Raw genomic sequence first — 23914 nt, 5'->3', positions numbered from 1 at the left:
CCAAATTTTCCCCATAATCCGCCGTTTGTAACCGTACATTCACCCTGCTGTAAACATTGGGCAACGCGTAAACGGAATCCTCAGAAGCATGAGGCCAGATAAGTTTTTCCATCTCCCCACGCGCATCGCACTGGTTGCGTGTCTTTCCGCTGCAGCCGCTGGAGCACAGACCACCACGGCAAGGCTCACCGGCACAGTGACCGACCCCAGTGGCGCTGCCGTTTCCAATGCACAGGTAAGCATCCGCAACCTTGGCACCGGGCAAGAACGCGTGGTGACCACCAATGGCGACGGCCTATATGTTGCCGTGTCACTGCCGCCCGGCACGTATGACGTGCTGATCACGGCTGCCGGCTTTTCAAACAATGAGCAGAAGAACCTGGTATTGGCTGTAGGCCAGGAAGTAACAAAGAACTTTTCCGTAGGCGTTGCTGGTGCGGAAACCTCTGTCACCGTGAATGCGGGCAGCGTAGTGGACCTGGATACGTCGTCGGCGAAGATCGGCGGCAACGTTCCTGAGCGCGAAATTAAGAACCTGCCGATCAACGGTCGTCAGATTTCGCAGCTGTATCTGTTGACCCCCGGTGCGACGAACACGGGCAGCGGCACCTTTGACAACATGCACTTCTCCGGCCGCGCCGTGGAACAGAACATCATCCGCCTGGATGGCATTGAAGCCACCAGCATCATCGATACATCTCCGGGCAACCTGAACGGTGAGTTGACCTCCACCTTCCGTCTGCAGCAGTCGCTGGAAGCCGTGCAGGAATTCCGCGTTGACTCGTCGAACTACCCCGCAGAACTGGGTACCGGCACGGGCGGTCAGATCAGCTTTGTGACCAAGAGTGGTGGTAACGCTCTTCACGGCAGCCTGTTTGAGTATGTGCGTAACGACTTCTTCGACGCGCGCAACTACTTCAACCGTCGCAACACTGCGAACAACACGCCGAAGTTCCGCCTGAACCAGTTTGGTGGATCGGTTGGCGGCCCCATCATCAAGGACAAGCTGTTCTTCGCAGCCGTGTATGAAGGTCTGCGCCAGGTTTGGGCTGTTCCTTACTCCTCCACCACTCTGAGCGCTGCACAGCGTGCGCAGGTGACCAACCCGGCACTGCAGCCGCTGCTGGCTGCCTTCCCCATCGCGAACAACGGTGCGGCAGGCCTTATCAGCATTGGTCAGAACCGCATTCAGGAAGATTTCGGCCACATCCGTTTCGACTATCACTTCAACGACCGGTTCAACCTGTATGCGCGTTACAACCGCGATCAGGGTGTGTCGTCGCAGGTGCAGGATGCTTCGCTGAGCCGCTTTAACCAGGTGGAAGTACCGCAGAACGGCGTTCTGGCGCTGAACCAGGTACTGACGCCGCGCATGTTCAACGAAACCAAGTTCGGCTACAACGGCATCAAGATGCGCGTGCAGGGCGTTGCCGGTCCTACCGGCGGTGTGAATCTCAGCTCTTCGCGTATCGCAATTGCCGGTTTGACCAACGTTGGCGCGCTGATTTCGCTGTCGTCATCGTTTAACGGCACGGGCGCTCCGTACACGGGCCAGAGCTACTCGTACATTGACAACTTCAGCTACGTGATCGGCAACCACAACACGAAGTACGGTGTTGAGATCCGTCCGCTGTCGCTGTACAACGACCAGATCGGTGGTACCACGTACACCTACAACAGCTTTGCGAACTTCGCGAACAACGTTCCGGATCAGATTCAGTTCTACGGCACGTTGAGCGATAAGAGCCCATTCACGGGCCTGAGCGGAAACGCCCAGGTGAAGCAGGAGTACTACATCGCATATGCGCAGGATGAGTGGAAGATTAAGCCCAACCTGACGCTGAGCTATGGTCTGCGCTACGAGTACTATTCGCCGTTGCATGAAGTACGCAACAAGAACGTGGTCTTCGACATGGTTGCAGGCACCATTTACCCCAGCTACAAGGGCGATTGGTACTCCAGCACACAGAACTTTGGACCCCGCCTGGGCCTGACCTATGCTCCGGCCAGCCTGCATGACAAGACCGTTCTTCGCCTTGGTGGTGGATGGTACTTCGGACCCGGACAGACGGAAGATCAGATCCAGCCGGAAGCCAATGACCGTGCGACCCGTACGTTTACCAACACGGGTGGTACGGCGACCAGCGGTAAGGTTTATCCGATCAATCCGCAGACGGACGTATACGCGAACTACGACATCAACAGCCCGACGCTGGGCTACCAGCCGCGCGCCTACGCTCCCACCTATAAGGTGCCGGAGAAGGTGGCCAGCTACACGGCCAGCATTCAGCAGCAGCTGCCGGGCAACATGCAGTTCATGGTTGGCTATGTTGGATCGACGGGACGCAACCTGTTCCTGCGCTCCATCACCAACCTGATCACCGGCGTAACGACCAGCCCCACAACGGGTGCAGGTACTGCGATTCGTCAGTTCGGCAACCGCTTCGCGGAAGTCGACTACAAGACCAGCGGCGGTGTGGATCAGTACCACTCGTTGCAGACCTCGTTGCAGCGCCGCTTCTCGAACGGCCTGTCGCTTGGCCTGCAGTACACATGGGCTAAGGAACTGGGTACCTCTTCTGGTTCGAACGAAGCCACCACGTCGCAGGAGCCGCTGCAGATCTACGGTCAAGCACCTGAATACGGTCGCGGTATCAACGACATCCGCGACACTCTGAACGCAACGGCGTTGTTCGATGTGCCGGTGGGTAAGGGTAAGGCGATGGACCTGGGCAGCATCGGCAACACGGTTGTAGGCGGCTGGCAGATTGGTAGCATCGTCAACTTCCGCACCGGTGTACCGATCGACGTGCTGATCACGCGTCCTGACGTTGCCTACGTGGGCAACGCCGGAACGCCGTACGCTGGCCAGACCTTCGCGAACCCAGTACTTGTGGGCAACGTGGTGCAGACCACGGCAGTCCAGAACGTACCGGGCGGCGGTAACAGCCGTAACGTGCGTCGTCCGAACCGCATACCTGGCGTGAATCCTTACGTCGGCGGACGCGGTGCATATCAGGTCTCCACGGTAGGCCCGCAGTTCCTGAACCCTGCAGCCTTCACCACGCCGGCTGCTGGCAGCTTCGGCAACCAGCGCCGCAACGATGTCACCGGCCCCGGCCTGGTGCAGTTGGATCTGAGCCTCCAGAAGGAATTCGCCTTCACGGAGCGCTTCCGGTTCAAGTTCGTCGCGGACGCCTTCAACATTCTCAACCACCCGAACTTTGCCAACCCTGGCAACATTCGTCTGGCACAGGTGATTCCGTCCGCTGCTACTGGTGGCGCGCAGCCTGGAACACCGTTCGCCCTGTCGGGTGCAAACGGTGCAGGCAGCAACTTCGGAACGCTGTCCTCCACGGTTGGCAACCAGGTCGGTCTGGGAGCACAGCGTCAGATTCAGCTGTCAGGACGCCTGAGCTTCTAACAATCCTTACGCTCTCACTACAACGGGCCGAAACCTTCGGGTTTCGGCCTTCTTTTTCCTCGTTTCTTTGCTTGACGATGTTGTTACGCGGAGCTATTCTCAGCGCAACTTCGACTGATTTGGTGATAACCGCCAATTCGATCTGTTCCACCCGACGCCGCATCTCTGTGGCGCGTGGAAGTCAGTCGGTCGGAGCCTCTCCCGCATCTAAATCCCAGCACTCAAATTCAACGCACCCCAGCCCCATGGAGGCATAGCGCACATTGGCCAAGATCCTGCTCGAAATCACGCCCCATACGGAAGCCCTGTTCGGGCTTCGTGACGAAAACCTGCGGTGGATGGAGAGTGAGCTGGGCGTTTCGATCGATCTGCGATCGAACGGCCTGCTCGTGGAAGGAACGGACGAGCACGTGGCGCTGGTGGAACGCATCTTCAAAGACTTTGAAGCTCTGCGCCGCAGCGGCGTGGTGCTGGCCGGACCTGAGCTCCATGCACTGGTAAAGCTTGCCGTAGCCGATCCAGCGTCTAGCCTGAAACAGCTTGTCGATAGTGGTCGCCAACGCACCGCCAATGGCGTGAAGCGTATGGTGAATCCGCGTTCGGCCAACCAGAAGAAATATGTCGAGGCCATTGAACAGAACGACATGACCTTTGGCATTGGCCCTGCTGGCACAGGCAAAACGTATCTAGCCGTGGCGATGGCTGCAAGCGCGCTGATGGCGAAGAAGGTGGAACGCATTGTGCTGGTGCGTCCTGCGGTGGAAGCGGGCGAACGGTTAGGTTTCTTACCTGGTTCGTTGCAGGAAAAAGTTGATCCCTACCTGCGTCCGCTATACGACGCGCTCTACGATCTGCTCGAAAAAGAGCGCGTGGACAAGATGCTGGAAAAGGGCATCATTGAAATCGCGCCTCTTGCCTTCATGCGCGGTCGTACGCTGTCCAACGCATTCATCATCATGGACGAAGCGCAGAACACAACCAACGAACAGATGAAGATGTTTGTTACGCGTCTGGGCATGAACAGCAAGGCCGTCATCACAGGCGACCTGACGCAGATTGACTTGCCGAATCCGAAACGCAGCGGTCTTCTGGAAGCTCTTGGTGTGCTGGAAGGCGTAGAGGGCGTCGGCTTCTGTCACTTTGAAGACAAGGATGTGGTGCGCCACAACCTTGTACAGCGCATTGTTCGCGCGTACGAAACGCATCAGCGCGAACAGCAGCTTTCGCTGGGACTGGAAGGCGGCATCGACGTTCCCGCAACAGAAACGAAGCCGACTGTGCGCAAGACACAATAACTTTGCATCAGAACAGGTAGCATAAACAGGAGAGGGATTTCCCTCTCCTGTCTCTTTTCTCTTAGGTACGCGAGGCGCATTGATCGTTACAGAACCTCCGAGTCGAACTGATGGCAAACAACCTTCGCTGCAGAAGGCGACACTTTCACGTTTCCTGAAGCGTGCACAAAAAGCCGCTGAACTGGATGGCGAAGTGACAGTGCTGCTAGCAGACGATGCGCGATTGAAGGAATTGAATCGCAGCTTCCGCGGTAAGAACAAACCCACCGATGTTTTAAGCTTCCCTGCCTTTGAAAATGAAGAGGGCTACGCGGGCGATCTTGCGATCTCGTTGGAGACCGCGCAGCGACAGGCGGACGAGCACGGTCACACTCTCGAAGATGAATTGCGGACGCTGATGTTGCATGGCGTTCTACATCTTGCCGGATATGACCATGAAACCGACAAGGGCGAGATGCGCGCACTGGAAGCAGAGCTGCGCGAGAAGTTGAAACTGCCCACAGGATTAATTGAGCGCACACTGGCTGCCCCCAAGAAACGCACAGCGACGAAAACAAAGAAGACCGCAGCGAAGAAGAGTGCAATCAAGAGGGCGCGGCGATGAGCCCACTCATCTTTATGCTCTCCATTGTGCTGTTGTTGGCAGTGCTTACCCTGTCGTCGTACGCGGATCGCGTGTACAGCGAGATGGGCAAGTTTCTTGCGCGTGCCTACCAGGAAAATCTGGATGCTTGGACCGAGCGCATTGAGCCGCGGCTGGGACTCTCACGCGATTCCGTTGCACTGTCCGCTTCCATTCTTCGGCAGGGCTCGCTGGCACTGCTTGCGCTGATTCTGGGTGTGCATCGAGCACGTGTTGGTGGAGGCTGGCCTGCGTACGCAGAGACAGTCGCAGAGCTTGCGCTGATTATCATCGTGTTTGATCGCATGTTGCCGCAGGTGTTGTTTGCACGCACGCGTGGCGAGTGGGTATCGAATGCACGCATTCCATTGCAGGTGCTGTTTTACCTGATCCTGCCGTTGACGCTTACGCTTGGTTTGCTGGAATCCATCGTTTCGCTGGCGGAACCGGATAACGAAGAAGAAGAAGAACACCCAGACGAAGGTGTGGACGCTCTGCTGGAAGCCGGAGAAGAGGAAGGCATTCTGGAGGAGAGTGATCGCGCGCTGGTGCGCAGTGTGGTGGAGTTTGGCGATCTGGTGGTGCGCGAAGTGATGACGCCTCGACCAGAGATGTTCACCGTGCCTGAAAGCATGACGCTCGCGGAGTTCACCGCAGCATTGAATGAAAATGCCTTCTCTCGCGTGCCGGTTTATCGCGACACCGTGGATGAAATCACCGGCATCGCCTTTGCGCATGACCTGTTGCAAATCACCGATATCGATGCGAATACGCGCACCGTGCGCGATATGCAACGACCCGCCGCGTTTGTACCTGAGCCTAAGAAAGTCAACGAACTGTTGCGCGAGATGCAGAGCGAAAAGCAGCACATGCGCATTGTGATTGACGAATACGGAACCGTTGCTGGGCTTGTAACCATTGAAGATCTGATTGAAGCCATTGTGGGCAACATTGAAGACGAGCACGATGAAGATGCCGAGGTGATTGAGGAAGAAGACGGTTCATGGATTGTGCCCGGCAACATGGATGTTGCAAAGCTTCGCGATCTGTTGCAGAAGGACGCAGAGGAAGACGAGCGCGAACCGCTTCGGCTGCGAACCGACCTAGAAGCAAGCACCGTGGGCGGGCTTGTTTCCGAACTTGCCGGGCATATTCCGCACCCAGGCGAAGTGATTGAAGAGGACGGGCTAAGGCTGGAAGTGGTCAACGCGACATCGCGGCTGGTGAAGCGAGTGCGCGTGAGCCTGCTGCCGCCCGACGACCCCACGGAAAACTAGAGCGCGTAGACTAAGTAGAATGGCATTTCGCGCAGGTTTCGTTTCAATCATCGGTCGCCCCAACGCAGGCAAGTCCACGCTGCTGAACGCTCTCCTTGGCGAGAAGCTGGCGATCGTCACGCATAAAGCGCAGACCACGCGCACACGCATTCTGGGCGTTCTGGAACAGCCGGCCACGCCAAAGACGAAGACACGCGAAGCTCTGCCTGCCGCGCAGATTGTTCTTGTCGACACACCCGGCGTACACAAACCCAGCACACAGCTTGACCGACGCATGATGCAGGAAGTGCACGACGCGCTGGAAAGCCGCGACGTGGTGTTGTTCCTCGTGGACGCGACTCATCGTATTCACGAACCCGCTCCGCGCGTGGAAGGTAAGTCGCCCACACCATCAGAAGATAAGAAAGCACTGAGCGCAGCAGAAGATGCGTTTGCACTGAGTATGTTGCGGAATGTGGAGTGCCCGGTGATTCTTGTGTTCAACAAGATTGACCTGGTGAAGCGCGAAGACCTTCTGCCGCTCATCACTCACTGGACTACGAAGTTCGCTTTCACGGATACGGTGCTGATCTCGGCCGCGAAGAAGGACGGCCTGGACACGCTGCTGGGTCGCATTGTGGAGCAACTACCCGAGGCAAACCGCTACTTCCCCGAGGACCAACTCACCGATCAGCCGATGCGCTTTCTTGCGGCGGAACTGATCCGCGAAAAGATTCTGCTCTTCACCGGCGAGGAAGTGCCTTACGCATCCGCCGTCGTGGTTGAGAAGTGGGAAGAGCCGGGTCCACAGCGCAAGCCGAAGAAGGGTGAAGAGCCGAAACTCCCGGTGACGAAGATTGCCGCTGCTATCTTTGTCGAACGCAGCGGACAGAAGGCCATCCTGATCGGCAAGCAGGGTGCCATGCTGAAACAGATTGGCACTGCTGCGCGCAAAGAGATTGAGAACCTTCTTGGCACTCGCGTCTTTTTGGAACTGTTTGTGAAGGTGAAGGAAGACTGGCGTTCGAAGAAGGGCTTTGTAGAAGAGCTGGATTGGCGACGCCAGTTGGAGTCTTTGCAGGCTGCGCAGACGCTTAAGAAAGAGAATGAGGCCTAAGTTTCCTGTCGTCTCCGACGAGATGCGTCGCCGTTCGGTGATGCTGGAACACGAAGCATTGACATGGCCGGGCACGCGGCGCGGCAAGATGTTCGGCATGGTAAGCCTGTATCGTAACGACGCTATCTTTGCCGTACTGCCAGCCACGCGTGCGATTGAGAACCCAAACTCGATTGGGCTGCGGCGGCAAAAGCCGCTTGCTGGCAGTACGCATAAGTGGGAATTCTTTGCGGTCGCAAGCGATAAGGAATTGGGCGCAGCTCTGGAACGATTGCGCAAAGCCTACGATGCCGCTGGCTGAGCATCGCCCTGCACCTTCCTTCTCTGCTATGCTGGCTCCGCGCCTATGACTGTCTCCTGCCGCTAAGTGATTTTGCACGCGCTTCGCTTCTTCGCGGTGCATGTGCCGACCTTTGTCTGCAACCAATGTTGATGGAGACAATCGCTTGAATACCTCTGACATTCTTACGGCGCGGCTGCGCCTTGTGGCTATCACACCCGAACTGCTGGATGCAGAAACTGCCAGCTATGCCGAGCTTGCTGCGCGCCTTGGAGCGCGTGTTCCACCAGAGTGGCCTGACAGCAACTGGGAGCCACACGTCTTCGACTTCTTCCGTAAGCAATTTGCGGAACGCCCTGAAACCATTGGCTGGAGTCGCTACATAGTGCTTCCCTCACCTGAACCGGTTTTGATTGGAACTGTAGGGGGCGGTCCCACGAACGCAGCCGAAGCGGAAACGGGGTACGCCATTCTGAAACCGTGGCAACGCAATGGTTACGCAACGGAAGCAACGCAGACGCTGTTGCAACTACTGTTCGCGCAGGGCGTGCGCAGCGTAATTGCGCATACCTTTCCAACGATGCAGGAGTCGATTCGCGTGATGGAGAAGTGCGGTATGCGCTTCGATGGCGAAGGTGCGGAAGAAGGAACCATCCGCTATCGCATTACGCTTCCTTCATCGTGACGCCAAGCGCCTTCATCTTGCGATAGAGATGACTGCGCTCCAGGCCAAGTGCTTCCGCAGCGCGGCTTATGTTGCCGTGACACTCTTCCAGTTTTTTCAGGATGTAGTCACGCTCATAAGCCTCGCGTGCCTGCAGCAGCGTGCCGAAGTTGTCATTCTTGGACTTCGCACTCACTTCGCGCGAGAGGAGTGCAGGCAGGTGTTTCCGTTCAATGCGGATTGCCTTGGGGTTCAGTATGAGCACGCGTTCCACCACGTTGCGCAGTTCGCGCACGTTGCCCGGCCACGCATACTGCTTCAATGCAGCAATGGCGTCCGGCGAAATCTCTATACGTGGACGGCCGTATTCCCTGCCGAATTCGCTCAGAAATTCCTGCACTAACGATGGAATGTCTTCCATGCGGTCTCGCAATGGGGGAACAAAAAACGGGATCACGTTGAGACGATAAAACAGGTCTTCGCGAAAGTTCCCTTTGATGATTTCGTCTTCCAGATCTTTGTTCGTGGCAGCGATCACACGCACATCAACGTGAACAGGCTGCGATGCGCCAACAGGATAGAAGCGCTGTTCATCCAGTGTTCGCAGCACTTTTGCCTGTGTCTTCAGGCTCATGTCGCCCACTTCATCCAGAAACAGCGTCCCGCCATCCGCACGCTCAAAGGTGCCACGTTTCTCTGGCGGCCCACCGGGAACGGTTCCGTGACGATAGCCGAAAAGTTCACTTTCGATGAAGTCTTCCGGGATGGCGGCGCAGTTCAGTTCAATGAAGGGACGGTCAGGCCGGAGGCTCTCTGCATGCATGGTGCGTGCAATGCGTTCCTTGCCACTACCTGATTCGCCGTAGATGAGCACTCGTCCGTTCGTTGGAGCCATTAAGCGGATCTGCTGTCGCAGAGCCTTCATGGGAACGCTTTCACCCGTGAGATATGCCTTCTGTGCGAGCTGCTGTTGGAATTCAGAGTTATCCAACCGAAGACGACGTGCCTCCGTTGCGTTCTTCAAAACGAGAAGCGTGCGATCGAGCGACAGTGGCTTTTCAAGGAAGTCGTACGCGCCCAGCTTTGTAGCTCGCACTGCCGATTCAATGGTTCCATGACCGGATATGATGACGACTTCCGGCGGAGCGGCCAGTGCAAGTTCGCGGATGCGCGCCAGCACTTCCAGACCATCGCCGTCAGGCAGCCAGATATCCAGCAGCACCACGTCATACTCCACGTCGCGGATCAGTTCCAGCGATTCCTTCGCTGTGCCGCTGGAGGTGACGACGTAGCCTTCCTCGCGCAGGATCGTCTCCAGCGATTCGCGGATCTCTGTTTCGTCATCAACAACAAGGATGTGAGTCATGCCGATGCGTTCCTAATCTCTGCCTTTGAGAATTCCGATGCAGAGGACTCGTCGCCCGTTGCAATATCGTTCAGCCCACTATTTTCTGTCGGTGCCGCAATGGGAAGTTCCAATAAAAAGCGAGCACCTGTGGGCAAATTCTTTTCCGCACGGATGGTGCCCTGGTGGTCCGCCATAATCTTCGCCACAATCGTCAGGCCCAATCCTGTGCCGCGCTGCTTGGTGGAGAAATACGGCAGAAAGAGTCGTTCGCGCATATCGTCGGTGACTCCGGGTCCCGTATCAGCCACCACAATTTCCAACATGCCTTGCGACTGTTCACTGCGCCGCGTTTCAATGTGAATCTCTCGCAACAGGCTGGCACTCATGGCCTCAGCTGCGTTATCAATGAGATTAGAAAGAGCGCGCTTGATGGCTTCAGGATCGGCCATGACAAGTGGCAGCCGAGGCTGCAATGACTTCACCACCGTGATGCCAGAGAGTCGACCTGCAAAAAGGCTGAGCGTGTTTTCAATGATGGTGTTCAGGTCTGCCGGACGTGGTTGCGCATTGGGAAATTCTGCGAGCGATGAAAACTGATCAACGAGGCCTCGCATGCTATCTACCGATGCACTGATCACTTCACTCGAACGACGAATCGTACCTACGGATGGAGATTCCAGTTGATGCTGCTGCAGAAGATCGCCGAGGCGCACAATGTGACGTCGAATCTGTTCTGCGTTTAACGAAATCGGTGTGAGAGGATTCTTGATTTCATGGGCGACACGACGCGCGACTTCTTTCCATGCAGACTGCTTCTGCGCACGCAAAAGCTCTGTCGCGTTTTCCAGTACAAGCACGTAACCCGTGGGTGTTCGTGTGCCACCGCTGGTGGTTTCAAGAATTGCAGCGGTCATGGCCAGGTTCAGCGTGCCGTTATCCGTAGGCATCTCTGTCTCTGACGACGCAGAACCCATGCGATGGCTGCGGCGCAAGAGGCGGTCCATCACTTCCAGGCTTTCTGCGGGAATGACTTCGTCCATCAGCAAGCCGACGAATGCGCGTTGACCACCGGGGTCCAGCATTTCGCTGAAAGCACGATTCACAACGCGAATGCGACGATCCACGTCCAGCATGACCACACCGTTGGGGATGGTCTGGAGCATGGTCTCCAACTCGCGGCGCCGTGCTTCCACTTCCACGTTGGCCTCAAAGATCTGCAACGTGGTCTTCTCCACCATGCGGCGGCTGGACTCCAAATCATCAGCCATCGTGTTGAAGGTCTGTACAAGGTCGCCGAGTTCTTCCGTTGCCGACGCTTCCACTCGTTGCTGATAGTTACCCTGCGCAATGGCACTCATCGCGTCTGCCAGTGCTTCTACAGGTTTCGTAACTTGCTTGGAGAGATGCAGTGCAAGCCAACTCGTGATGAAAAGCGCAAGGCCTGTGATCATCATCAGAAGCATCATGTACGTGGCGCGCACCTGCTGCCTCATGCGGAACAACTGCCAGTACTGTTGGCCCGCGCGATTCAACGTAGCAATATGCGCTGTCATACCACTCGGCAGCGGCGCACCGGATACCACCAGCAAGCCCGACGACGTATGCGCCGAGCCAAGGATGTAGTCAACACCACCCGCTGTCAAAATCGGCTCATCGCTGCGCCGAACGCCTGCCAGCAGCATCGCATTCACCGTGCCACCATCGCGTTTCTGCAAAGGCGAGCTTAGCCCGTCGTCTTCAATGGGGAGCGTATCCGGCTGCTGCCACACGCTCAGGACGGCCGGGTCAGATGGCGTATGGAAACGCGACACCACGACATCGCCGCTGTAAACCTGAGCGAATCCTCCGAGTAATGAAACTTCATGACTCTGCAAGGCACGTTGCAATGTTGTTGGTGTTACATCGGGTCCGGCTTCTGAGATGATGCTGGCAATCTCTTCTGCTTCAGAGCGCGCGTTTGCCGCGATGTAACGCGAAAGATCACGCGAAACCGCTAGCGATTCCTGCCGCAGGTGGTCTGAGGGCTGGGCAAACCAACGCTCGATAGCACGGTTCATCAGCAGATAGCTGAAGCCGTACATGCAGCCCACAGGCAGCAGGCTCAAGAGCACTGCGCCTAGCAACATGCGGGTCCGCAGACGTGCGCCAAGCACACGATTGCGCTGCTCCGCGTACAGCTTCAACACGTTGCGCATGAGCAGGATCAGGATGGCAAGGAAGATCAGAAATGCAAGGAACGATACCGCGATGAAGAGGAAGATGCCGCCCGGCGTGTCTGGCGTGAGGAAGCTCAGGCGGAATGCATTCAGCGCAGCCAGACCGAGAAACAAGAGGAGAAGGAATACACCCAGCACAATCATCAGAATCTTGCGCTGGCGTGTTGTGCCCATGATCATGCCTCCTGTGACGGTGTTCGCGATTATAGGCGTTACACCAATGGATACGAAAAGAACCTGCATCCCCCAATGCCACATGGAGTGATACAGGTTCTTCTTCTACGGATACTCGTACTACAGCAGTTCGGCGACTGCCTTCCAGGATTTGTTCTGCGATTCTGCGACGGCCTGGTACGTGAGCGTTCCCTTGTAGGTGTTCACGCCTTCCGCGAGGCCTGCATCAGCCTTAATCGCAGCTTCCGCGCCTTCGTTGGCCAGCTTCAACACATAGGGGAAGGTGGCATTCGTCAGCGCCAGCGTCGAGGTGTTCGGCACTGCCGCAGGCATGTTCGTCACGCAGTAGTGCACCACGCCGTCCACTTCGTACACAGGCTCAGTGTGGGTCGTGGGCTTTGCCGTCTCGATGCTGCCGCCCTGGTCGATGGCCACGTCAACAATGACTGCGCCCTTCTTCATCTTCTTCACCATTGCAGCCGTTACCAGCTTCGGCGCAGCGGCACCTGGGATGAGCACGCCACCCACCAACAGATCAGCTTCTGAGGAGGCCTTCGCGATGTTGTAGCTGTTCGATGCCAGCGTGAACACGCGGCCATTGAAGATATCGTCCAGATCGCGCAGACGGTTCAGGCTAAGGTCCACAATCGTGACCTTCGCGCCCAGGCCGAGAGCCATCTTCGCCGCGTTGATACCGACGATGCCGCCGCCGATGATCACCACGTTGCCCGGAGGTACGCCCGGAACACCACCCAGCAGCAGGCCACGTCCGCCCTTCGTCTTCTGCAGATACTCCGCACCCACCTGCACGCTGAGACGTCCTGCCACTTCGCTCATGGGTGTTAACAACGGCAGCGAACCAGCGCGATCGCGCACGGTTTCATACGCAATGCCGGTAACCTGCTTTTCCATCAACGCTTCCGTCAGAGCGGGGAGCGGCGCAAGATGCAGATACGTGAACAGAACTAGACCCGGACGGAAGTACTGATACTCCTTCTCGATGGGTTCCTTCACCTTGACGACCATATCCGCCAGCCGCCATGTGTCATAGGCGCTGCCAACGATCTCTGCGCCAGCATTTTGATACTCGTCATCGGGGAATGCGGAAAGTTCGCCTGCGCCGGTCTGCACCAGCACTTTGTGTCCAGCCTCTACCAGCGCGCGCACTCCGGCGGGGGTAATGCCAACGCGACTTTCGTGATCTTTAACTTCCTTGGGTACACCGACAATCATCCTCATCATCCTCAAGAAAATTTTATCAATGATGATCAGACCGGCCTAGCTGGAACGCCACTGCTACACTAGGCAGGAAACCCGGAACAAATTCCCTGTTTCTCATGCGCCTTCAACGAATCACAACCAGTAGCCGCTGGATTCCAGAAGTGGATGGGCTACGCTTTGTAGCCATATCTTCTGTGCTGCTGATTCACATTCTGGCGCAGATGAACTCGCATGCCCATCTATATGGCTTACATGCTTCAGGGCATGAAGCCTTTGTCGCCGTCATGTATCAACTCGGGCGCGGCGTCCAGCTTTTCTTTGCGATCAGCGGCTACATTCTTGCGCAACCTTTCCTGCGACAGTATGTAGATGGTGGAAAACCTGTACGCCTGGGAAGTTTCTACCTTCGTCGCCTGACGCGTCTTGAGCCGCCCTATATCCTCTCGTTGCTGATCTACGCTGTAAGCCTGCTTCTGCTGCACCGCATGGCAGCGCACGTGGTGTGGCGATCATTTGCGATGTGCGCTTTCTACGTACATAACTTTTTCGCAAAGGGCACACCACCGCTGAACCTAGTGACATGGAGCCTGGAAGTCGAGGTTGAGTTTTATGTTTTGGTGCCGCTGCTAGCCAAACTTTTCTGCATCCGCAGCCCAACGACTCGCCGTCTGGTACTGCTAGCCTGCATCCTCTGTTCCGCTCTTCCTGCATGGAGTGCTGCCACAGCACACGGCTTCTTCCTACCGGCACAACTTTGCTATTTCTTCACAGGATTTCTGCTGGCAGATCTTCGAGTAGAACAGAAGCTTGCTCAAGACCATCCCTTCTGGGATCTTGGCAGCCTGCTGATCTGGCCAGCATTTCTGTTTCTTCCAGAGTTCCGCTTTCTGCCGATAGTTCTATGCGGATTGCTTGTGGCGGGTTTCCACGCCACGTTTATGGGACCTGTTAGCCGGAGAATCCTCTCCACTCGTTGGATCGCCCTGCTGGGTGGCATGTGCTATTCCATCTACCTCCTTCACATGCTCGTGATTTCCGCTTTGTTCCCACTTACCCGGCACGCTGCGCTTACGGGCAATTTCTATACGGATTATCTGATCCAGCTTCTCCTTCTACTGCCAGCCATCGTCATAGCCAGCATCGCGTATTTTGTAGCGATTGAACGACCGTGCATGGATCCCAACTGGCCCCAAAAACTCTGGAGTCGGGTGCGGGGACGCCGTTCGGCGGCAATGGTCTGATACTTCTTTCCATTCCATGACAGCGCGGAATTGGGTGTCCCCGTTTTTCCTCTGTCCGGCGGCTACAATGGGTAGAACGCCTTTTGCTGGGGAAGCACACACCAACCATGCCTCAAAACGGATACCAGGGCCGCACCTCCCGTCAGCGCTCCATGCGCTCGCTTTTTTCGCTGTTTTCGAACGATCTTGCAATCGACCTGGGAACCGCAAACACGCTGGTCTATGCCAGCGGTAAAGGCATTGTCGTCAATGAGCCGTCCATCATCGCAGTCAACAAAGTGACGAACGAAGTGGAAGCCGTGGGCAAGGAAGCCAAGGAGATGGTAGGCCGTACGCCCGGCAACATCATCGCCATCCGGCCGATGAAAGACGGCGTGATCGCCGACTTCCGCCACACGGAAAAGATGTTGAACTACTTCATTCAGAAGGCACATAACCGCAAGATGCTGGTTCACCCGCGCATCATCATCGGCGTGCCTTCTGAGATTACGCAGGTGGAAAAGCGCGCCGTGGAAGACAGCGCCTATCGCGCCAAGGCGTCCGAGGTTTACCTCGTGGAACAGGCCATGGTGGCTGCAATTGGCGCAGGCCTGCCCATCACGGAGCCCGGCGGCAACATGGTTGTCGACATTGGCGGCGGCACCACGGATATCGCCGTCATTTCACTGGCAGGTATCGTCTATTCCCGCTCGGTCCGTATGGCCGGCAACCAGATGGACGAAGCCGTGATGAACTTCCTGAAGCGGAAGTACAACCTCCTGATCGGCGAACGCACCGCCGAAATGATCAAGATGGAGATTGGCTCGGCATTCCCGCTGGACAAGCCGCTGACCATGGAGATCAAGGGCCGCAACCTGATTGAGGGCGTGCCGAAGACTATCACCATCGACGACTCGGAAATCCGGGAAGCCCTGAGCGAATCCATTGCCACCATCATGAATGCCATCCGCGTGGCACTGGAACGGACCCCGCCGGAGCTGTCCGCGGACATCAGCGACCGTGGCATTGTGCTGACAGGCGGTGGCGCGCTGATCAAGAATCTCGATCGCCGTATCCGCGAAGAAACGGGCTTGCCCGTCTCCATTGCGGACGATCCGCTGGCATCCGTGGTGCTGGGCACCGGTCGCATGTTGAATGACTTCGGCCTGCTGCGCAAGGTGGCCATCGACTAGTTCGTAGTTTTAGTTGTCAGTCTTGGCTCAGCCCTTCATTCGCAAAACGAACGAAGGGCTGAGCATTGAACTAAGACTCGAGACTCCCCATGGAATCCTTCTTCAGCCGCTTCAAGAGTGCTCTGGTGCTGGTGGCTGTGCTTCTGGCGCAGGTGATCGGTCTTGCGTCGCAGATGAAGCGCCTGAACTACGCTGCACGAGAAGATGGACACCATGTGCGCGGCCTGCGGGCATGGCCTGCCTACACCATTGCCCCAGTTGAATCGCTACTAAAACACATGGGCGGCGGTGTACGCGGTGTATGGCATAGCTACATTGACCTTCGTCATGTCCGTCAGCACGACAAGGATCTTCAGTATCAGATTGATCAGCTTCGTGTCCGTGAAGCATCACTGGCGGAAGATGCACGTCAAGGCCAGCGACTGCAACGACTGCTTGCGTTTAAACAGCAATACGTTGGCAAGACTGTTGCCGCACAGGTGATCGGCACTGGTGGTGGCGATCAGGGTCGTGTCGTCACGATCGATAAAGGCTCCAATGACGGCATTCGTCCGGACATGGCTGTCATTACACCCGATGGCGCTGTTGGCAAGGTGCGTGATGTGTTCGCGATGTCGTCACAGGTACTGTTGCTGAACGACATGAGTTCCGGTGCGGGAGTCATCCTGCTGAACACGCGTAGCCGCGGCATTCTGCGTGGTGGCCCCGGAGGCACTCTTCTGATCAACAACCTGCTGCCTGACGAGCGCATCAAGGCGGGCGAACCGCTCATCACCAGTGGCGGCGACCGTGTGTATCCTCGCGGCCTTCCCGTAGGCAACGTGATCTACATGAAGCCTGACCCAGATCATCAACCCTATGCGGCCATCGCAATCAAACCTGCTGCGAATCTCGATCGGCTGGAAGAAGTACTGGTGGTGACAGAGGTTTCGCAGCAGTTGAATACTGCGACGGACGACGACCAAGAAGAAGGCAAGAAGGCTGCTGAAGTGGTCGCGGACCGACTGCCGGGTCTGAAGAAGGCCGATGAGAAAAATGGGGATGAGAACGCTGCGACCAGCCCCGCTCCCACCCTGCCGAGACCTCAGCCTGCAATTCACACGGACCGTTATTCGCCAGGTGCCGCTCCTCCCGCATCAAGCTTGACGCCGGGTGCGCCGAATACGCAACTCGCAACGCCGCCGCAACGCAGCACCAGCACTCCCAACGCGCCGGAGGAGCCATAAGATGCCCCGTCGCCCTTTTACCAATCGTCGCGAGTTGGAAGAGCACAGCTTTCATCCGGCTGTGCTGCTGGCAGTGCCTTTGTGCGCGCTGTTTCTGAACGCTTATCTGCCGCGTATTTGGCAGCCGCTTTCGATCCTGGATCTTCCGCTGATTATTGTGCTGTACTTCTCCATCGCGTGGAGAAACCCGATTGCGGGCACGCTCTTTGGCACTGTCATTGGATTGCTACAGGACCTGCCGGGCAATCAGTTCATCGGCGTCAATGGTATTGCCAAGTCTGTTCTGGGATATGCTGCAGCGTCGATCGGTTTGAAGGTCGACGTGGAGAACATGGTGACCCGCGTTGCCATGAACTTCGTCTTCTGCCTGCTGCAATCAGCGCTGCTGTACTTGATTCAAAGCATCCTGCTGGGACAAGCAGAGGCGCATCCACGCTGGATACATGAACTGATCCGCGCAGCAATCAATTCTGCCGTCGCGATACCGATCTTCCTGCTGCTGGACCGCACACGCATGGACACTGTGCTGTAAAAGCGATTACGGCGTTCGGTTGTCACTGCTACCAGCAAGTGTGGAGATGACGCCGAGGGTTGCAGCCGGCCGCAACGGCGCCAGCGCTCCCTGTTCCTTGTTGTGCAGAGAACGTTCTGCAGGCTTGAGTTCCGGCAGGTTAAAGATGGAAAGCTGCGTTCCCTGGAAGACAGCCAGCCGCATACCGTCTGGCGATAACGCGAAATTGCCTGCTGGGCGTTGCACAGGTGTCGCGTTGACCCGCAACAGCTCGTCACCTTCGCGATTGCCATAGACGCGAATCTCTTCCGCCCGCACGTCGGTTGAGTCAGCTAATCCGGTGCCCTGGGTACTGACTGACGTGAGCGTGTTCCGCACAGCGAATCGCCCCGTTGCCGGGGAGTTATCTACGGCGAGCCACAACGGCTCATCGTCCGTCGTGAAGACCCACTTCGCTTCGGCCAGCAGGTTGAACCCACCCATCAGTTTGTGTTCTTCACCGCCGCGGCAGCCAAAGGCGAAAAACTCTGCGTCGGAGATGAACATACTGATGGGGCGACAGGTGGAGGTGAAGCCTCCCAATTCCATCTTGGCGCCGTTGTAACCGTGAAAGTCGAAACCCCAGTGGGTGCGATCCTCGTGTACCGTCTCCAGAACTCCCATCGAGGTGAAGGAGAGCGTGAAAGCACTCTTGGACTCAGCATGGCCCCGGTTGCTTAGGCGAACAGAACCGTCCGGCTGCAAGGCCACACCATAGAAGAAGACAGAAACGGGACGTTCCTTTTGATCTGTTGGATCATCACCAATTTTGCGTGCGGGCGTGGTCTCAAGCAGCATCAGGTCGTGCTGCGGGCTGAATTGCAGAGCCTCAAGATCGTCTTCGTTTTCAATCAGTAGCCGCTGGCCCAAATGCAATGGGTCGTAGCTGCCCATGGGATCGAGCGAGTAGAGATTGTTGCGGATGCGCAATAGGAAGCGACCGCTCCCAAGCGCCCACAGATAGGGAGAGCGATCATGCATCCGCCACTCTGCCTCGCGCTGTACTTTGCCATCGGGCAGGCTGATGACCAACGCGCGTACAAAGTGGTCGTCGTCTGTCTCGCGCTGATCTGGCATGCGCTTTATCAGCTTCTTCGCGGTGTAGGTCAGTAGAAGATGGTCAGCATCAATGAAGTGCACCGTGGCGCTGGTGTACCCGGCACGGAGGCCCATCCCAGAGGTCATCGGCCGATAGCCGAATGGCTCCAGGGGCAGTTGAATCGCAGGAACGGCGGGTTTCGTTGCAGGATCATCATTTACTGCAGCTGCAAAGGCATGACTCGGCAACAACAGCGCGAGCACAAACAAGCGGTGGCGGAACGAGGCAGGCATTGCAGTGGTCCGGGTTGAGAATCCTATGGTAACGCGAGCCTTCAACAACCTGCTCATCATGCTTCGCGCCATCCTGTGCGACAGTGGAAAGATGCCCTCCTCTACCACTTCCCGTCCGCTTGGATTTCTGGCTTGCGCCTCGGCGGGGGCGCTCTGGGGCACAGGATTCTTCTTTGGCAAGATCGCCCTGCGCGAGGTCAGCGTGGGCCACATGGTGCTGTATCGCTTTCTCTTTGCAGCACTTCCCATCCTGCCGCTGGTAAAAGGCCGTGGCGAACGATGGACCGCATCCGAATGGCGGCTGCTGCTCATCGCCGCATTTTTCGGAGTGCCGCTGCAATTTCTGGTGCAGTTTAAGGGACTTTCGATCACTTCTCTTTCGCATGCCGCGCTCATGATCGGCACGCTGCCCGTCATTCTGGCCGCAGCCGCAGCCATCTTCCTGAAAGAGCGGCTGGATGCCGTGGGATGGACTGCCCTGATCGCCTCGACCACGGGCGCTTGCATGATCGCGTTGGGCGGTCACGACGCAAGCGGAACATCCTCACTGCTGGGCGATTCGCTGATTGTTCTCTCTGTGGTGATTGCACTGGTGTGGCTGCTGGGCAACAAGAAGCTTCTTCTTCGCCATAGCGCGCTAGAGGTCAGCGCGCGCAGCCTGGTGTTGGGGACGATCATGCTGCTCATCTGGGTGCCACTGCAGTATGGGATACCGCCAGTACATGGAGTCTCCATGAAAGCGTGGTTGGCACTTGCAGCCAGTGGTGTTCTTTGCACCGCTGCAACCAACCTGCTGTGGAATTGGGGTATGACGCAGGTACCCGCATCGCAGGGCGGCATCTTTATTAACCTAGAGCCGGTCATTGGATCGGTGCTGGGAGTGTGCCTGCTGCATGAACATCTGGGTCTGATTGCATGGCTCGGTGGATCGCTGATTGTGGGCGCGGCTGTGGTGCTTTCGACACGTGGAGAAGTCGCCAGCGAAGCCATCCAGATGGAGTCTGTGTGAGCGATACACCGAAGATGATTGCCATCGACATGGATGGCACGCTGGTTCATCCCGGCGGCACGGTGTCGCCAGGCAATCAGCTCGCGCTAGATCGTGCACGCCGCGCCGGTGCGCGTATCGTGATCGCCACGGGACGCCGCCATAGCTACGCCATGAAGGTGCTGCAGACTGGCAACTTCCAGCCCCACGACATCGTGCTCAGTTCGAACGGAGCCGTGGCCCGCACCATGGATGGTCGTCTGCTCTTTCGCGAGGAAATGCCAGCAGAAACGGCACTGTGGCTCTGCGAAACAGTCACGGATTATCGCAACTGCCTCGTCTTCACCTTTGACACCATGGACCCGCATGGCAACGAAGCTGGTGGCGCACTGGTGCTGGAGGAAGTCGACGATCTGCACGCCAGCATTGAGAAATGGATGGTGGCCAACGCAGCAGACATCCGTCGTTTTACGCCCATTGAATCTGCCTTTCGTACAGCTCAGTTCCCTGCGATTCAGGCCATGCTGTGCGGTGGCATGGAACGCATGGAAATGGCTTTCCGGCATCTGGATGCTGCGCACGAAGGCCGTCTGTCGCTAACGCGGACGGTCTATCCGCTGCGTGATCTCTGCATTCTGGACATCCTGCCTCAGGGCTGCTCGAAGGGTGCGGGATTGGCACATCTGCTGCGCGAAGAAGGACTTACGGCGAGCGACCTGATGGCCATTGGCGACAACTGGAACGACCTGACCATGCTGGAGCAGGCGCAATGGCCGATGTTGATGGGCAATGCACCCGATGATCTGCGGCTGCTGGCGGAAGAGCGTAATTGGACGGTCACGCGGCACCATCACGAAGATGGCGTGGCCGAGGCCATCGCCCATTGCTTTGCGGCTGATCATGCCGCCCGCTGACCCAATCGGCAGAACCCCGGATGCTACTCTGGTGGGGATGGCCTCCCTCTCCGTCAGAAGGATTGCAGCGCTTCTTTTGCTACCGGGTATGTGTGTGGCTGCCGCCCACGCCGCGGAGGTGGTAACGCTGCGCAATGGGTTCAGCATCACCTGCGAACGCCATGAGGCCCTCTCCACAGACATCACCCGGCTGTATCTTCGCGCGGACAATTTCATGGATGTTGCGGCGTCCTCCATCACCTCAGTAGAGGCGGCACCAGATGTCCCTGCGCCTGTAAAGGCCGAGGCCCACGAGCCCGCCGGGACCGCCATCATCCTTGCCGACTCCGGCGCTCGCCACAACGTGAACGTGGCTCTGCTGGCGTCCGTCGTTCAGGCCGAGAGCGGTGGCAACACCAAGGCTGTATCACGCACGGGAGCACGCGGTCTGATGCAGTTGATGCCGGGAACGGCGAACCAACTGAACGTGAAGGACAGCTTTGACCCCGCATCGAACGTCAACGGTGGCAGCGCCTATCTGGATCAGCTATTGACTCGATACCACGACAACCTTGCACTGGCGCTGGCTGCTTACAACGCAGGCCCGGGCGCGGTGGATCGTTATCATGGCATCCCGCCTTACCGTGAAACGCGGGCGTATGTGGCGCGCGTGATCCGGGAATTTAATCGCCGTGTTGCGGAACAGGCACGCGCAGTTTCCGCCACGGTGGTTCGCTAAAGCATGAACAAACGCCGCATCGCTATCTGGACGATCGTCGTCCTCCTTGCAGCATTTCTTCTTTGGAAAATTCACCAATCGCAGTTTGATTGGCATGCGTTCTGGCTGGCCTGCCGCCAGGTGAACCTGCCACTGTTTTTGATGGCAACACTGATGGTCTACAGCAACTCCGTGGCGCGCGCTGTGCGATGGACCATTTTTCTAAAGCCGTCTCTGCCGCCTGAACAACGGAAGCCTTGGTGGACGCTGCTCGGCGCTCAGTTCATCGGTTTTACGGGTCTCGCCATCTTCGGGCGCGTGGGTGAACTGATTCGCCCTTACCTCGTCAGCCGACGCACTGGCTTGTCGTTCTCATCGCAGATTGCGGTCGTAGCGGTGGAGCGCATCTTCGATCTCGCTGCCTTCGGCATTCTCTTCGCCGGAAATCTCATCGTCAGTCCGCAACTGAACGCTCTGCCCTACCATGAGCTGTTTCACAAGCTGGGATGGGTCATCGCCGCCATGATTGCTGTACTGGTCGCGTTCGTTGTCGCAATTCGCGTGGCTGGCGAGTTCATGGCGCGCCTGATCCGTCATATTGTGGGCATTCTCTCCAAACCAACGGGACAAAGTGCGGAAGCCAAAGTACTGGAATTCCGCAACGGTTTGAACGTCGTGGGCAGCACCAGTGACTTCATCGGCATTATCGTGTGCAGTTTTGCTTTGTGGGGAGCCGTTGCGGTGGCCTACGTGCTCACCATGAAGGCGTTTCCAGCGCCGGTGCACAACCTGACCATTGCGCATTGCTTGCTGTTAATGGGCTTCAGCGTGGTGGGCGGCATTGTTACGTTGCCGGGAGTCGGCGGTGGAGCGCAGGCACTCACCTTCGGCGCGCTGACTCGTTTGTTTGGCGTTCCTGCAGAGCTAGCGGCAAGTGCGGCCATCATCATGTACTTTGTGACCACAATCAACGTGATCCTGCCCGGATTGATCTACGCCCGCGTGGAAAGCGTAAACCTGCGCACGGTGGCCCGCGAAAGCGCACAGAAGTCATGATGGGAATGCTTGATAGAATTGGCCTTGCATGAAGTGTCCGTTTTGCGGCTGGGCTCAGGATAAAGTCGTTGATTCACGCGAGAGCAAGGAGGCGGATAGCATCCGTCGCCGCCGCGAGTGCGAGAAGTGCAATAAGCGCTTCACCACATACGAACGCATCGATGAAATTCCCTACATGGTCGTGAAGAAGGACGGACGCCGCGAGAAGTTTGATCGGCAGAAGGTCCTGAATGGCTTGCTGCACGCATGCCAGAAGCGTCCCGTCCCAACAGGCAAGCTGGGCAAGATCGTGGATGAGACTGAAGCCTACGTGGTGGATTCGCCGGAGCGCGAACGCACGACCGTAGAGGTCGGCGAACTGATCATGACGCGACTGAAAGAGATTGATACGGTCGCGTATATCCGTTTCGCCAGCGTCTATCGTGACTTTAAGGACGTGCGCGAATTCAAGGCAGAGCTGGAAGAGCTGCTGGGATCGAGAATTCGCAAGCCATCCACGGGAATATAAACTTCCCCGCTTCGCAAACCACACAGCATCCACTTCGCATCACAGCATTCATGAAACTGCTGGCGGGAACGCTTGTGTGCGTTCTGATGGTTGCCATGGCCGGATGCAAGCCCGACGCCGCCGTGAAGCACGGCGCGGTGATTGACGCTGCGCCCAGCGGTCATGACACCGGCAAAGCAGGACAGGCCGCACCCACGCCGCCACAACAGAATCAGCCGCCGCAACCTCAGGCTCAGACCCCTCCCCCAGTAAAGGTGCAATAACCCATGCCCGATCTGCATTCGCTTGGACTTCCCCTCTGGTTTCTTATCCTCAGTCTCTTCCTGCCGCGGCTTTCGCTGCTGGCGCTGTACCTGCAGGGTCATACGGGGAATGTGTTCGTCATCAGCCTTATTCCCACGCTGGTGGCGCTGCTGATACCGCGCATTCTGATCCTTTTTTGGATTTACACCACCCAGGGGCTCAGCATCTGGTTCCTGATCCATGCCGTTGGCCTTCTCATCGCATGGGGCGCGTTCGGCACGCGGACAAGGACGGTTTACGTCACGCGTCGCCGGGCATCTGACTTCTAAGGACGGAAATTCGATTGTTGCCGCTGCAATCCGGTATCCTT

Annotated in this window: 22 protein-coding genes; 18 read left to right on the top strand and 4 right to left on the bottom strand. The window is 57.2% G+C overall.

All coding sequences use genetic code 11. The features are described from left to right. Positions 1-88: 88 nt before the first annotated feature. From BLT38_RS01865 to BLT38_RS01835, 7 genes are all read left to right on the top strand, one after another. On the top strand, positions 89-3424 hold the full coding sequence (locus BLT38_RS01865; RefSeq protein ID WP_083343649.1) for a TonB-dependent receptor: 3336 nt from the start codon (positions 89-91) through the stop codon (positions 3422-3424). A 263-nt stretch (positions 3425-3687) separates the two neighbouring features. Next, positions 3688-4719: a PhoH family protein gene (locus BLT38_RS01860; protein ID WP_083343648.1), complete on the top strand. Its 1032-nt coding sequence runs from the start codon at positions 3688-3690 to the stop codon at positions 4717-4719. 79 nt (positions 4720-4798) lie between these two features. Further along, entirely contained in the window at positions 4799-5323 is a 525-nt protein-coding gene (ybeY, locus tag BLT38_RS01855; protein ID WP_083343647.1) for an rRNA maturation RNase YbeY, read from the top strand. Next, entirely contained in the window at positions 5320-6618 is a 1299-nt protein-coding gene (locus BLT38_RS01850; protein WP_231966687.1) for a hemolysin family protein, read from the top strand. The genes ybeY and BLT38_RS01850 overlap by 4 nt, the downstream gene beginning before the upstream one ends. Before the next feature lie 19 nt (positions 6619-6637). Next, positions 6638-7714, top strand: coding sequence for a GTPase Era (gene era, locus BLT38_RS01845; protein ID WP_083343646.1), 1077 nt, complete (start codon positions 6638-6640; stop codon positions 7712-7714). Continuing rightward, entirely contained in the window at positions 7704-8015 is a 312-nt protein-coding gene (locus tag BLT38_RS01840) for a hypothetical protein (protein ID WP_083343645.1), read from the top strand. Before era ends, BLT38_RS01840 begins: the two co-directional genes overlap by 11 nt. A gap of 145 nt (positions 8016-8160) precedes the next feature. Then, complete coding sequence (locus BLT38_RS01835; RefSeq protein ID WP_172838109.1) at positions 8161-8679, top strand: GNAT family N-acetyltransferase; 519 nt, start codon at positions 8161-8163, stop codon at positions 8677-8679. Here the strand turns inward: BLT38_RS01835 and BLT38_RS01830 are convergent. From BLT38_RS01830 to ald, 3 genes are all read right to left on the bottom strand, one after another. Continuing rightward, positions 8660-10024, bottom strand: a complete 1365-nt coding sequence (locus BLT38_RS01830; protein WP_083343643.1) for a sigma-54-dependent transcriptional regulator — start codon at positions 10022-10024, stop codon at positions 8660-8662. The genes BLT38_RS01835 and BLT38_RS01830 overlap by 20 nt on opposite strands. After that, a complete protein-coding gene (locus BLT38_RS01825; RefSeq protein ID WP_083346865.1) occupies positions 10021-12396 on the bottom strand; it encodes a sensor histidine kinase in 2376 nt (791 codons plus the stop codon). The genes BLT38_RS01830 and BLT38_RS01825 overlap by 4 nt, the downstream gene beginning before the upstream one ends. Before the next feature lie 120 nt (positions 12397-12516). Next, positions 12517-13629 carry an alanine dehydrogenase gene (gene ald, locus BLT38_RS01820; RefSeq protein ID WP_083343642.1) on the bottom strand — a complete coding sequence of 371 codons (1113 nt, stop codon included), beginning with the start codon at positions 13627-13629 and terminating at the stop codon, positions 12517-12519. Between the two features lie 104 nt (positions 13630-13733). On the opposite strand from ald, the gene BLT38_RS01815 reads away from it, so the two are divergent. The 4 genes from BLT38_RS01815 (at position 13734) to mreD (ending at position 17788) form a co-directional block, all read left to right on the top strand. Continuing rightward, complete coding sequence (locus tag BLT38_RS01815) at positions 13734-14858, top strand: acyltransferase family protein (RefSeq protein WP_083343641.1); 1125 nt, start codon at positions 13734-13736, stop codon at positions 14856-14858. A gap of 107 nt (positions 14859-14965) precedes the next feature. Then, the gene (locus BLT38_RS01810) at positions 14966-16030 is read left to right on the top strand and encodes a rod shape-determining protein (protein ID WP_083343640.1); all 1065 of its coding nucleotides are present in this window, start codon (positions 14966-14968) and stop codon (positions 16028-16030) included. 89 nt (positions 16031-16119) lie between these two features. Then, on the top strand, positions 16120-17256 hold the full coding sequence (mreC, locus tag BLT38_RS01805; RefSeq protein WP_083343639.1) for a rod shape-determining protein MreC: 1137 nt from the start codon (positions 16120-16122) through the stop codon (positions 17254-17256). Between the two features lies 1 nt (position 17257). Continuing rightward, positions 17258-17788 (top strand): rod shape-determining protein MreD, encoded by a 531-nt coding sequence (mreD, locus tag BLT38_RS01800; RefSeq protein WP_083343638.1) that lies wholly within the window; start codon positions 17258-17260, stop codon positions 17786-17788. A 6-nt stretch (positions 17789-17794) separates the two neighbouring features. Here the strand turns inward: mreD and BLT38_RS01795 are convergent, their stop codons facing one another. Then, a complete protein-coding gene (locus BLT38_RS01795) occupies positions 17795-19138 on the bottom strand; it encodes a hypothetical protein (protein ID WP_083343637.1) in 1344 nt (447 codons plus the stop codon). 25 nt (positions 19139-19163) lie between these two features. Between BLT38_RS01795 and BLT38_RS01790 the strand changes: the two genes are divergently transcribed. Genes BLT38_RS01790 through BLT38_RS01760 form a run of 7 tightly spaced genes read left to right on the top strand, consistent with a single transcriptional unit; the run spans position 19164 to position 23873 of the window. After that, complete coding sequence (locus BLT38_RS01790) at positions 19164-20147, top strand: DMT family transporter (RefSeq protein ID WP_331711397.1); 984 nt, start codon at positions 19164-19166, stop codon at positions 20145-20147. Further along, complete coding sequence (locus tag BLT38_RS01785) at positions 20144-21040, top strand: HAD hydrolase family protein (RefSeq protein ID WP_231966686.1); 897 nt, start codon at positions 20144-20146, stop codon at positions 21038-21040. The genes BLT38_RS01790 and BLT38_RS01785 overlap by 4 nt, the downstream gene beginning before the upstream one ends. After that, complete coding sequence (locus BLT38_RS01780) at positions 21027-21758, top strand: lytic transglycosylase domain-containing protein (protein WP_331711396.1); 732 nt, start codon at positions 21027-21029, stop codon at positions 21756-21758. The genes BLT38_RS01785 and BLT38_RS01780 overlap by 14 nt, the downstream gene beginning before the upstream one ends. 3 nt (positions 21759-21761) lie before the next feature. After that, a complete protein-coding gene (locus tag BLT38_RS01775; protein WP_083343634.1) occupies positions 21762-22793 on the top strand; it encodes a lysylphosphatidylglycerol synthase transmembrane domain-containing protein in 1032 nt (343 codons plus the stop codon). A 28-nt stretch (positions 22794-22821) separates the two neighbouring features. After that, positions 22822-23301: a transcriptional regulator NrdR gene (nrdR, locus tag BLT38_RS01770; RefSeq protein ID WP_083343633.1), complete on the top strand. Its 480-nt coding sequence runs from the start codon at positions 22822-22824 to the stop codon at positions 23299-23301. 50 nt (positions 23302-23351) lie between these two features. Then, positions 23352-23564 carry a hypothetical protein gene (locus BLT38_RS01765; protein WP_083343632.1) on the top strand — a complete coding sequence of 71 codons (213 nt, stop codon included), beginning with the start codon at positions 23352-23354 and terminating at the stop codon, positions 23562-23564. Positions 23565-23567: 3 nt separating this feature from the next. After that, positions 23568-23873: a hypothetical protein gene (locus BLT38_RS01760; protein ID WP_083343631.1), complete on the top strand. Its 306-nt coding sequence runs from the start codon at positions 23568-23570 to the stop codon at positions 23871-23873. The last annotated feature ends 41 nt before the right edge of the window (positions 23874-23914 follow it).

Source organism: Terriglobus roseus (assembly GCF_900102185.1).
In the GTDB taxonomy this organism is placed as follows: domain Bacteria; phylum Acidobacteriota; class Terriglobia; order Terriglobales; family Acidobacteriaceae; genus Terriglobus; species Terriglobus roseus_A.
Note: the sequence above shows the minus strand (reverse complement) of the source record. Positions and strands in the feature narration are given on the sequence as shown.